The sequence below is a fragment of the Acidimicrobiales bacterium genome (assembly GCA_035546775.1).
In the GTDB taxonomy this organism is placed as follows: Bacteria; Actinomycetota; Acidimicrobiia; order Acidimicrobiales; family JACCXE01; genus JACCXE01.
This window is the reverse complement of record DASZWD010000053.1, coordinates 1-10,338: the sequence shown is the minus strand read 5'-3', so window position 1 is coordinate 10,338 and position 10,338 is coordinate 1. Positions and strand designations below refer to the sequence as shown.

Genomic DNA, 10,338 nt, shown 5'->3' with positions numbered 1-10,338 from the left:
GCAGAAGAGCGTGTCGCCGCTGAAGACGTGGCCTGTCAGCGCGAAACAGCAGCCGCCGGGCGTATGGCCAGGTGTGTGGATGACGGCCAGTTCGCTGCCGCCGGCGCGCAGCACGTCGCCGTCGGCCAGCGGGCTGTCGGGTGAGCGCTCGGGATACACGTCGTGCCACAGCATGGCGTCGGCGGGGTGGAGCAGGATCGGCGCGTCGACGGCGTCCTGCAGGGCGACGGCGGCGTTGATGTGGTCGTTGTGGCCGTGGGTCAGCGCGATGGCACTGACGCGCCGGCCGTTGACGGCGGCGACGATCGGAGCGGCGTCGTGCGCCGCGTCGATCACGATCACTTCGCGATCGTCGCCGACGAGCCAGATGTTGTTGGTGACCTCCCACTCGCCGCCGTCGAGCCGGAAGACGCCGTCGGTGGTGACGAGTTCGATCACAGCACCACGACGCTGCGCAGGACTTCGCCGCGCTCCATCTTCCCGAAGGCGTCCTCGACGCCGTCGAGGCCGATGCGCTCGCTTACGAAGTCGGCGAGGGGCAACCGGCCCTGGAGGTACAGGTCGACGAGCAGCGGGAAGTCGCGGCTCGGCAGGCAGTCGCCGTACCACGACGGCTTGAGCGCGCCGCCGCGGCCGAAGAAGTCGATCATGGGGATGTCGGGGAAGCGCATGTCGGGCGTCGGCACGCCGACCTGCACGACGGTACCGGCGAGGTCGCGGGCGAAGAACGCCTGCTCGAGCACCTTCGGGTTGCCAACGGCCTCGATGCACACGTCGGCCCCAAAGCCGCCGGTGAGGGCGCGCACCGTGTCGACGACGTCGTCGCGTGACGCGTTGACGGTGTGGGTGGCGCCGAACTGGCGGGCCCACTCGAGCTTGCGGTCGTCGAGGTCGACGGCGACGATCGTCGTCGCGCCGGCGAGCTTCGCCCCGGCGATCGCCGCGTCGCCCACGCCACCGCAGCCGAACACCGCGACGGTGTCGCCGCGCTGCACGTTGCCCGTCAGCATCGACGCGCCGAGACCTGCCATCACGCCGCACCCGAGCAGCCCGGCAACGGCCGGATCGGCCTCGGCGGACACCGGCGTGCACTGGCCGGCGGCCACGAGCGTCTTCTCGGCGAAGGCGCCGATGCCGAGCGCCGGTGACAGCACCGTGCCGTCGCGCAGCGACATCTTCTGCGTGGCGTTGTGGGTGGCGAAGCACAGGTGCGGCTTGCCCTTCTTGCAAGCGCGGCACTCGCCGCACACGGCGCGCCAGTTGAGGACGACGAAGTCGCCGGGCGCCACGTCGGTCACGTCGTCGCCCACGGCGGCGACGACACCGGCGGCCTCGTGGCCGAGCAGGAACGGGAAGTCGTCGTTGATGCCGCCCTCCCGGTAGTGGAGGTCGGTGTGGCACACGCCGCACGCCTGCACGTCGACCAGTGCTTCACCGGGACCGGGATCGGGCACCAGGATCGTCTCGATCGACACCGGCGCACCCGCGGACCGCGCCACCACCCCACGCACTTCATGACTCATGCATCCGATCCTTGCAGAATGGGGTATGGACTCTTCTGACTCCGGTTACGTCAGCCGCCCCGACTACCGCGTCGACGTGCTGGCACGACGCAACCGGTTCGAGGTGCACGCCGGCGACACGCTCCTGGCGTCGAGCGAGCGCTGCCTCGTCGTCGACGAGCAGGACCACGGACTCGTCGTGTACTTCCCGCGCGCCGAGGTGCACATGGACGCGTTGGCATCGCACGAGCTGGTGACGCGCTGCCCGTACAAGGGTTTCGCCACACACTGGTCGCTGGTAGACGGCGGCGATCCCGTCGCCTGGAGCTACGAAGATCCCTACACCGAAGTGGCGCGCATCACGGGCTACGTCGCGTTCTACCAGCAGCGCGTCAGCGTGACGATCGGCGCCGCCACCCCGGCGGTGTCGGGGCGATGAGCTCGCTCGCCCGCATGCTCGAAGTGTTCGACGTGCAGGCCGTCGCACCGGACCGTTACGTCGGCGAGCACGACGCCGGCGACCGCGCCGTCATCGACGGCAGCCAGGTGCTCGCCCAGTCGATCGTGGCCGCGTCGAAGTCGGTGCCGGGCAAGGTGGTGCGGTCGGCGCACGCGGTCTTCGGGTCCGCCATCGACGCCGCCATCCCGATCGAGCTGTCGGTCGAAGTCGTGCGCAACGGGCGGACGGTGGCGACGGCGCGCGTCGTCGGCCGCCAAGGCGAGCGGGTGAAGACCGACGCGCTGGTGCTGCTCGACGTGCCGCAGCCCGACGTGGTCCGGCGCGCCGCCGACCTACCGGCGAGCGCCGCGCCGCCCGCCGATGCGATCCCGCGCGCCATGCCGCTCGACGGGCGCGAGCTGCGCCTGGTGGGCGTCGCCGACGAGAACGATCCGGCGTACGTCGGTCCGCCGGTGCTCGACGCGTGGCTGCGCTACTCCCCCGCCCCGACGCGCGACGACCTCGTGCGCGCCCTGCTCGCCCACTTCACCGGCCACCTGTCGATCTCGACGTCGTTGTTCCCGCACGCGGGACTCGGCACCGCGCTGTCTCACGTGACGTTGTCGACGGCGCCGATGACGATCACTGTGGCGTTCCACGAGCCGGTCACGGCCGACGGCTGGCTGCTGTACCACCACGAGTCGACGCAGATCGGCGCCGGCATGTCCTACGCACGAGGTCAGATCTTCCGCGAGACGGGCCAACTCATGGCGTCGTTCACCCAGGAAGCGATGATCCGCGCCGTCGACGCCCCCGCATCGAAGATCGAAGAACGGGCACGCCTGTAGCGGCGGGCCACCAGCTTTTGGTCCGTTTCAGCCGGGGTCTTTCTGTGTGAGACGGACCAGAACGGTTACTTGACGGCGTCGCCTTTGCGGATGCGGGAGAACTCGCCCTCGTCGCGGTGGACGAATACCTCGCCGCCACCGTTGGCGCGGGCCCAGGTCTTGCCCTCGCGTTCGGCTTCCTCCTGGGTGTCGAAGGTGCCGACGACGTCGCCGTTCTCCACCTTGATGTTCCAGCGGTCACCGTCAGGGATGATGTGGACGTCAGGCATACACCGCGCGTACCCGATCACCGCCGGAGTCGAACCATCAGCACGTCATGTGCGCAGTGATCGTAGGAGGGCGACTTCGGGCATGGCGTCGAGGGGGCCGAAGCCGTGTTCGGCGAGCCAGCGGACGGCGACGAGGCAGCGCAGCAACCACCAGGCGCGAATGACGTCGCGGTCGACGTCGGTGCCGTAGCCGGCTTCGACGTCCGCGAGATGTTCCGGATGGCCGAGAGTGAGGACGGCGAGGTCGAACAGGCCGTCACCTCGGCAGGCGTCGGACCAGTCGATGACGCCGGTCACGGCGTCGTCGTCGCCGACGAAGACGTGGTCGGGTTGGAGGTCGCCGTGGGTGAACACCGGCGTCCACGGCCGGAACGCTGTCTCGGCCAGGGCTCGGTTGCGCGTCACTATGTCGCGGGGCAACACGTCGTTGTCGACGAGCCACGCGCACTCGTGGTCGAGCCGCGCCGCGAAGTCGTCGGGCGACCAGCCGGGCCACGGCGGCAGCGGGGCGTCGTGGAGCGTGCGAATGGCCGCGCCGGCCGCCGTCCAAGCAGCCGGCGAGACGGGCGACGGCTCGCCGAACTTGCCGAGGGCGCGGCCCGGCACTCGGGCCAACGCCAGCGCCGGCGGATTGCGCCACAGGACGGCGGGCGTCGGCACGGGAGCCAGCGCCATTGCTTCCACTTCGACGTCGAGGCGCGACTGATCGGCGTCGACCTTCACGAACACGTCGCCGACGCGCAGCGTGGCGCGCTCCGAGTGGGCGACGACGATCTCGACGGCGTCCATCGCCACTACCCCGCGAAGGTCCGCGTCGGCATCCCGCGCACGCCGGGCTGGACCACGAACAACGCGCCCGCTGCGGGCTCGGGGTTCGGCAATCCCTCGGCGGAAGTTGTGATGAACAGCGTGTCGAGCGCCGATCCGCCGAAGGCGCATGACGAAACCTGCGCGACGGGCAGTTCGATCACGGCGGCGAGTTCGCCGTCAGGTGCATACCGACGCACGGCGTATCCGCCCCACAGCGCCACCCACACGCCGCCCGCGGCGTCGACGGTGAGGCCGTCGGGGTGACCGTCGGCGGCGTCGATCGAGACGAACGGTTGCCGCGACGACAGGTCGGGCGCGCACATTGCGACCTGCTGCGTCGGCGTGTCGTTGTAATACGCAAGCGCACCGTCAGGTGACCACTCGAGGCCGTTGGAGATCGTCACGCCGTCGAACACCTGCGTGACGGACAGGTCCGGGTCCAAGCGCCACATCGCGCCGCGGCCGGGCGCCGGTTGCTCCTTCGCCATCGACCCGCAAAAGAACCGGCCGTGCGGATCGCAGCCGCCGTCGTTCATACGCACCCCGGTGTCATCCCACACGTCGGGCACCGGCGTGACCGCGCCGGAGGCGTCGATGAGACTGAACCCCCGCGCCGTCGCCACCACATACCCGCCTCCGGCACGCGGCGCCACGCACGCGGCGACGTCCGCGTAGTGCTGGCGCGTGGTTGTGCCGTCGACGTCGGTCGACAGCACGTCGCCGGCGTGCAGGTCGACCCACAGCAGCCGCCCGGTGGCGGCGTCCCACATGGGACCCTCGCCGTGGTACGCCACCGCGTCGGTCAGCTGCGTCGCCTTCATCGCAGGCCGAGCTGGCGCAGCTTGGCGTTGAGGAGCTTCTTCACCAACGCCTTAGGCAGGGGCTTGTCGAGCGCGAAGTGCAGCGAACTCTTCGTGTGCGCGTAACCGCCGATCTCCTCCGCCAATTGGTCGAAAACTGAACCGCTGTGCGGAAAGTAACTGAGGTGGTTCCGGAACGCGGCGAACCCAGCGACGACTTTGCCCTCGACGCGGAAACCGGGAATCGCGTACGAGATGCACTGCTCGGCTTCGGGGATCACGGCCAAGATGCGCCGCCGCATCTCTTCGAGCGTCGAGCGGCCCGGCTCTTCGACCCCCGCGAGGTAGGCGTCGATCTCAGCCGACGACATGGAGGAACTCCGCGAGTGCGGCGTTGAAGATCTCGGGGTGCGTGAGCATCGGCGCGTGCGGTGCGCCGTCGACGACCACGGCGCGCGAACCCGGGATCTTGGCGGCCATGTAGTCGCTGCCGGCGCGGAACGGTTTGTCCTCGCTGCCGACGACGATGAGCGTCGGCACGTCGATGTTCGGCAAGTTGTCGATAACGCCGGCGTCGCGTTGGCGCAGGATGCCGCGGGCCGCGTTGATCAGCCCGTCGACGCCGCGGTGCACGCTGCCGTCCAACTCCGCGCTCGGCCGCAGTCCGTCGAAGCCCTTGTTCTGAAAGATCGACGCGTACGTCTCGCACACCTCGTTCCAGCTCTCGCGCGCGTCGTCCTTGCGGAAACCGGGTCCGGTGCCGACGAGCACCAACCCCGCCACCCGCGACGGATGCGCCTTCTGGAACTCGAGCGACAGGTACCCGCCCATCGAGTGGCCGACGAGCACGGCGCGGTCGATCTCTTCGCGGTCGAGGATCGCCTCCATGTCGCCGAGGGTGAGTGGGATCGAATACTCGGCGGGATCAGCGGGATAGTCGGCCTGACCGTGGCCCCGCACGTCCCACGCGATGCAGCGCCGCTCGGGTTCGAACGCCGCGACGACGGGCGCCCAGGCGTGGCTCGAACTGGCGAAGCCGTGCGTCAGCAACAACGGGAGAGGTGCCATCCCCCGAGGCTGTCACACGCGCGCGGCGTAGACCATCTGGCGCAGCTGCGAGCGGATCGGGTGCGAGCCCGACGGCATGAGCTGCGTCATGAACACACACGTCACGTCGTCGACGGGGTCGACCCAGAACGCGGTGGAGTACACGCCGCCCCAGAAGAACTCGCCTGGGTTCGACACGCTGTGCTGCTTGATCGGATCGACGTTGACGGCGACGCCGAGACCGAAGCCCACGCCGTCGAAGGTCGTCTCGGCGAACCCGCCGGTCGACAGCGCGCCCAGGTCGGCGGCGAGGTGGTTCTGCGTCATGAGCGCGACGGTCCGCGGCGACAGCAACCGGGTGCCGTCGAACGCTCCCCCGCCGCCGAGCATGCGGGCAAAGCGTGAGTAATCGGCCGCGGTACTGATCAGCCCACCGCCGCCCGACAGGATCGCCGGTGGACCTGCGGTGACGCCGGGCGCCGGCACGCGTACCGCGCGGTCGTCGTCGCCGATGGCGTACAGCGCGGCGAGGCGGTCACCGCGCGACTCGTCGCACCAGAACGCGGTGTCGCGCATGCCGAGCGGGGCGCACACGCGACTGTCGATGGCGGCGTCGAGCGACTGGCCGCTCCAGATCTCCACCAGGCGGCCGAGCACGTCGTGCGAAACGCCGTAGCCCCAGGCGCTGCCCGGCTCGAACAGGAGCGGCAGGCGCGCCCAGTCCTCGACGCACTCGGCGATGCTCGGATGCGGCGGCGCGCCGAACTCGTAGCCCGCGTCGCGGTACATGGCGTCGACCACGTGGTTGTAGAGGAAGCCGGCGGTGAGGCCCGAGGTATGCGTGAACAGGTGCCACACGCGCACCGGTTCGGCGGCGGGCGTCGTCACCAGCGAGCGGCCGACGCCCTTCTGGTACACCCGCGCGTCGGCGAACGACGGGATCCACTTACTGATCGGGTCGGAGAGTTCGAACACGCCCTCCTCCCACAGCGTCATCGCCGCCACCGACACCACCGGCTTGGTCATCGACGCAATACGCCAGATGGTGTCGGGCTCGACGGGCAGGTTCGCTTCGCGGTCGCGCCAGCCGTACACGCACTCGTGCACGACGTCACCTTTGTGGGTCAGCGCCAACTGCCAGCCGGGCAGCCGGCCGTCGTCGACGTAACGGGCGAAGTGCTTGTCGAGGCGCGCCAGGCGCGCGGCGTCGAAGGTCACAGGTCTCAGGCTCCCGAGTCGCAGGGTTCTTGGAAGAAGGGCGCGTCGCCTTTGGGCCAGTTGCCCAGCGAGTGACGGTTGCCGCCGTCGAGGTAGCAGACGGTGCCGCGCTTGGCGCGGCTGTCGCTGAAGGGTCCGACGTCGTTCGTGCTCCACCACCACTCGGCGGCGTCGTTGGTCATGCTGTAGCCGTCAGGACGGAAGCCGACGAAGCCCGCGTGCGCCGGCGTGAGCGGGTTCGGGAACACGGTCTTGCGCAGCCCGTCGCGGAACGTCTCGACCGTGAGCTTCGGACCCGCCATCTGGATGCCCGTCGCCAGCAGGAACAGGCCGCGGTAGATCTCGAGTTCGCCCTCGACGAGCGACGTGGTGTCGGGCGCCACCGATGGGTCGCCTTCCTCGAGGGCGACGTTGTACACGTTGGTCAGGGGCTTGACGATGCGCGGCTGGAACGTCACGCCGAAGGTGTGGCGCATCTGGTCGGGTGTCCCGGCGCCGAGGGTGAACGAACTGTTCACGTCGTTGAGGCCGAAGGTCGAGGTCAGCCACTCGGGGTGATAAGCGCTGGTCGTCGCGGCGCGCTGCAACGTGCCGAACGAGAAGAAGTTGCACATGCAGATCACGCTGGTGATGTTGTCGCGGCGCAGCTGCAACATGGCGTTCTGCGCCGACGCGGCGTCGAAGGCGTTCGGCACCGGGTTCACGATGACGTCCTTGGCCGGGATGTCGACGCCGCAGGCCCGCAGCTTGTCCTGCATCGGGTTCAACGCGTCGAGCCGGCTGCCGGGGTCGTCGTCGGTGAAGGTTTCGAGCAGGATGGCGAACTTGCGCGGCGCGTCCGGGCTGTCGGACCACTGCGCCTTGCGACCGCCGGCGAAGCGACCGCAGATCCACTCGCCGACGTTGGCGAACTCCTCGTCGGTCTCCATCGGGTACTGGTACTGATACGGCGCGCAGCGGTTGAGGAACTTGCTGTCGTAGGGCGAGTACGAGCCGACCACGATGGTGTGATAGCGACACGCCATCTGCGGCATGTAGTACGCCCCGTTGACCTGGCGGTAGAACTGCGATGCGAACGGCTTGGGCATCCCGCCGCACCCGGCGGCAGCGAGCGCGGCGTCGGCGACCTGCTCGTTCTGCTGGTCCGAGCCCGAACCACCGCCACTCGAATTGCAGAACTCGGGGATCATCTGCCGGCCGTAGAACTGGAAGCGGTTGTTGAAGAACTTGAACAGCGCGTCGTACTGCGACTTCTTGTTCTCCGGCGTCGGGATGGCGATGTAGACGGCGTCCTTGGTGACGCCCGTGGCGGTGGCGCCGCCGTTGTCGCCGCTCCAGTAGGCGATGCACGGCGGCGACTGCGGGTCGTCGATCTGGCGCAATGGAGGAGGACCAACGCAGCGCTTGACCTGATTGCGCGGCACCGACTTCGTCGGCAATGTCGTCGAGGCCGCGCCGCCCCCGTCGCCGTTGCCCTTCCCCGTCCCGTTGACCGACGCCGCCTGACCCGGCGGCGCCTTGCGGATCACCTGCCTGGCGTTGGGCGAGAACTCGGCCGCAGTCGGCGGTGCCGCCGTGGCCGCGTGGAGGATCAGGGGCAGCAACACGGCGAGCACGGCGAGCGCGATCGCGAGGTTGGCGACGCCCGCGCCCTTCCCCGGCCGGCGGATGCGCGCGGTCACGGCGTCACCGTTTCAGGCCCGCCGGCAGGCAGCGCCGTGTTGCGCACGGTGCGGGTCCACAGCAGCTGATGGCGCGGGTCGACGACGGTGAATGTGTCCTCGACGTCCGCCGCGCCGTATCCCGTCGCGATCTGCTGCGTCCAGGTCAGCGCCCGCTGCGCCTTTGTCGACGTGATCGTGCCGGTCATCTGCACCGTCCAGGTGTCGATCAGGTCACCGCAGGCGTCGACGTTCTTGCGGCCGCGCACGTTGCGCACGATGGCGACGGTGGTGAGCGTCGACGGGTCCGTGGCGGCACCGGCGTACTGCACGTCGTTGCTAGCACGTTGCACAGGACTGGGCAGGACCTGCACGCCGTTACCGACGGCGTCGAAACGCAGTTGGCCGAGAACCGGGTCGTCCCATGCCAGACCCACGAGGTACACGCCGCCGCTCGTCGCGGCGAGTGCGCTCGACGAGTGGACGAGTTGGTAGATCTCGACCCAGCGCGTCTTGTGCGCTGCGTCGGTGCGCTCGACGGTCCACCCGTCGACCCGCTGCCCGTTCGACGCCTTCGAGCTCGGCAGGTGCTTTATCGTCTCGGTGACGACGCCGACGAGCGGACTCTGGCCCCCTGCCGTCGAGTACGCGCCCACCTCGAGTTGCGTCGCCGTCTGCTCGGCCGGTGGTGCGGTGACTTCGAACGCGGCGGGTACCTCGGGCGCCGCGAAGGCGTCGGCCTGTGGGCAACCCACCTTGCCTGGCGGCGCCGACGGCAGCGTCGGCAGGAGCGATCCGGCCGACGGGAAGTCGGGGAACGTCACCGTGGGCAGGTCCGAGGGCGCGACGAGTTCGATCGCCGGCGTCACCAACCGCGGCACGGTGATCGACTCCGTGCGCATCGACAGGTGCAGGTGCGTCTTCGGCCCGCACGCCGTCAACGACACGGCCGCAAGCGCGAGCGCGAGCAGGGCGCGGGGTTTCACGGTGCCATCGTCTCCGTCGTCTCGGTCGTGTCCGTCGTGGCCACAGGCGTGTCGGCGAACGCCGCAGCGAGCGCAACGTCGTTGATGGCGCGGCCGTCGCCGTAGTCGATGAGGGCACGGGCGAGCGCCTCGGCCGCCCCCTTGTTGACCTCGGCGCGCACCACGAGGATCGCCATCGACTTCACCGTCGGGAACCACAGGTACACGCGCTGCGTTCCGTCGACGGTGTTGTAGAGCACATGGCCGCGCTGCGACCTCAGCTGGTGCACGTTGCCGACGCTGTGCGCGATGGCTTTGGACACCTCGTCGTCACTGGTTACGAAACCTCGCTTGAGTTGCGCGACTTGCAGCGCCGCCTGCACGAGGTCGGATTTGTTGAACGACAGCACCTTGCCTTGCTCGACGATGACGTTGCGGTCGCGCGCGCCCTTGAGATACGCGTCGGCGGCCTTCGGCTCCTCGCGTACCTCGAGCCCGGCGACGCTCGCCGGGGCGAGGCGCGTCGGGAACGCGACGATCGGATCGGCCTTAGCCCCGCCGCCCGACGAGCAACTCGACAGCAATGCGGCGCCGACGAGCAGCACGAGCGCGGCCGCCGTCGCCGGCCGCAGCCACGCGCCGCGGCGGCGCGCCTTCCACCACACGTTGGGCACCTCCGCGCTGTAGGGGTGACGCAGACTCGCACGCGACACCGCGGCGAGCAGACGCGCCGTTTCGGGTTGCGCCTTGGTGACGCGCGTGCGCACCGACGCCGCCAG

The 10,338-nt window shown here is 69.6% G+C and carries 13 protein-coding genes; 2 read left to right on the top strand and 11 right to left on the bottom strand.

Annotated features, from left to right (window positions below):
* Both VHC63_13045 and VHC63_13040 read right to left on the bottom strand, forming a co-directional pair.
* Positions 1 to 438: MBL fold metallo-hydrolase (locus tag VHC63_13045; GenBank protein ID HVV37529.1), on the bottom strand; the 438-nt coding region annotated here is incomplete at its 3' end.
* Positions 435 to 1,523 carry an S-(hydroxymethyl)mycothiol dehydrogenase gene (locus VHC63_13040; GenBank protein HVV37528.1) on the bottom strand — a complete coding sequence of 363 codons (1,089 nt, stop codon included), beginning with the start codon at positions 1,521 to 1,523 and terminating at the stop codon, positions 435 to 437. The genes VHC63_13045 and VHC63_13040, both read right to left, overlap by 4 nt.
* Before the next feature lie 25 nt (positions 1,524 to 1,548).
* Between VHC63_13040 and VHC63_13035 the strand changes: the two genes are divergently transcribed.
* Together VHC63_13035 and VHC63_13030 are read left to right on the top strand one after the other, a co-directional pair.
* The gene (locus VHC63_13035) at positions 1,549 to 1,941 is read left to right on the top strand and encodes a DUF427 domain-containing protein (GenBank protein HVV37527.1); all 393 of its coding nucleotides are present in this window, start codon (positions 1,549 to 1,551) and stop codon (positions 1,939 to 1,941) included.
* A complete protein-coding gene (locus VHC63_13030; GenBank protein HVV37526.1) occupies positions 1,938 to 2,789 on the top strand; it encodes an acyl-CoA thioesterase domain-containing protein in 852 nt (283 codons plus the stop codon). Before VHC63_13035 ends, VHC63_13030 begins: the two co-directional genes overlap by 4 nt.
* A 65-nt stretch (positions 2,790 to 2,854) precedes the next feature.
* Here VHC63_13030 and VHC63_13025 read toward each other — a convergent pair whose 3' ends face one another.
* From VHC63_13025 to VHC63_12985, 9 genes are all read right to left on the bottom strand, one after another.
* On the bottom strand, positions 2,855 to 3,058 hold the full coding sequence (locus VHC63_13025; GenBank protein ID HVV37525.1) for a DUF2188 domain-containing protein: 204 nt from the start codon (positions 3,056 to 3,058) through the stop codon (positions 2,855 to 2,857).
* A gap of 45 nt (positions 3,059 to 3,103) precedes the next feature.
* On the bottom strand, positions 3,104 to 3,847 hold the full coding sequence (locus tag VHC63_13020; protein ID HVV37524.1) for an aminoglycoside phosphotransferase family protein: 744 nt from the start codon (positions 3,845 to 3,847) through the stop codon (positions 3,104 to 3,106).
* Positions 3,848 to 3,852: 5 nt separating this feature from the next.
* The gene (locus VHC63_13015) at positions 3,853 to 4,689 is read right to left on the bottom strand and encodes an SMP-30/gluconolactonase/LRE family protein (GenBank protein ID HVV37523.1); all 837 of its coding nucleotides are present in this window, start codon (positions 4,687 to 4,689) and stop codon (positions 3,853 to 3,855) included.
* Entirely contained in the window at positions 4,686 to 5,039 is a 354-nt protein-coding gene (locus VHC63_13010) for a DUF1801 domain-containing protein (GenBank protein HVV37522.1), read from the bottom strand. The genes VHC63_13015 and VHC63_13010 overlap by 4 nt, the downstream gene beginning before the upstream one ends.
* A complete protein-coding gene (locus tag VHC63_13005; protein HVV37521.1) occupies positions 5,026 to 5,736 on the bottom strand; it encodes an alpha/beta fold hydrolase in 711 nt (236 codons plus the stop codon). The genes VHC63_13010 and VHC63_13005 overlap by 14 nt, the downstream gene beginning before the upstream one ends.
* 12 nt (positions 5,737 to 5,748) lie before the next feature.
* A complete protein-coding gene (locus VHC63_13000; GenBank protein ID HVV37520.1) occupies positions 5,749 to 6,933 on the bottom strand; it encodes a serine hydrolase domain-containing protein in 1,185 nt (394 codons plus the stop codon).
* Positions 6,934 to 6,938: 5 nt separating this feature from the next.
* Positions 6,939 to 8,615 (bottom strand): hypothetical protein, encoded by a 1,677-nt coding sequence (locus tag VHC63_12995; protein HVV37519.1) that lies wholly within the window; start codon positions 8,613 to 8,615, stop codon positions 6,939 to 6,941.
* Positions 8,612 to 9,580 (bottom strand): hypothetical protein, encoded by a 969-nt coding sequence (locus VHC63_12990; protein ID HVV37518.1) that lies wholly within the window; start codon positions 9,578 to 9,580, stop codon positions 8,612 to 8,614. The genes VHC63_12995 and VHC63_12990 overlap by 4 nt, the downstream gene beginning before the upstream one ends.
* A partial coding sequence (locus VHC63_12985; GenBank protein ID HVV37517.1) for a hypothetical protein occupies positions 9,577 to 10,338 on the bottom strand: 762 nt, incomplete at its 5' end. The genes VHC63_12985 and VHC63_12990, both read right to left, overlap by 4 nt.

Bases quoted from the DNA above. Each gene is read 5' to 3' on its own strand.
- VHC63_13040 (HVV37528.1), bottom strand. From the start codon at position 1,523: ATGAGTCATGAAGTGCGTGGGGTGGTGGCGCGGTCCGCGGGTGCGCCG.
- VHC63_13035 (HVV37527.1), top strand. From the start codon at position 1,549: ATGGACTCTTCTGACTCCGGTTACGTCAGCCGCCCCGACTACCGCGTC.
- VHC63_13030 (HVV37526.1), top strand. From the start codon at position 1,938: ATGAGCTCGCTCGCCCGCATGCTCGAAGTGTTCGACGTGCAGGCCGTC.
- VHC63_13025 (HVV37525.1), bottom strand. From the start codon at position 3,058: ATGCCTGACGTCCACATCATCCCTGACGGTGACCGCTGGAACATCAAG.
- VHC63_13020 (HVV37524.1), bottom strand. From the start codon at position 3,847: ATGGACGCCGTCGAGATCGTCGTCGCCCACTCGGAGCGCGCCACGCTG.
- VHC63_13015 (HVV37523.1), bottom strand. From the start codon at position 4,689: ATGAAGGCGACGCAGCTGACCGACGCGGTGGCGTACCACGGCGAGGGT.
- VHC63_13010 (HVV37522.1), bottom strand. From the start codon at position 5,039: ATGTCGTCGGCTGAGATCGACGCCTACCTCGCGGGGGTCGAAGAGCCG.
- VHC63_13005 (HVV37521.1), bottom strand. From the start codon at position 5,736: ATGGCACCTCTCCCGTTGTTGCTGACGCACGGCTTCGCCAGTTCGAGC.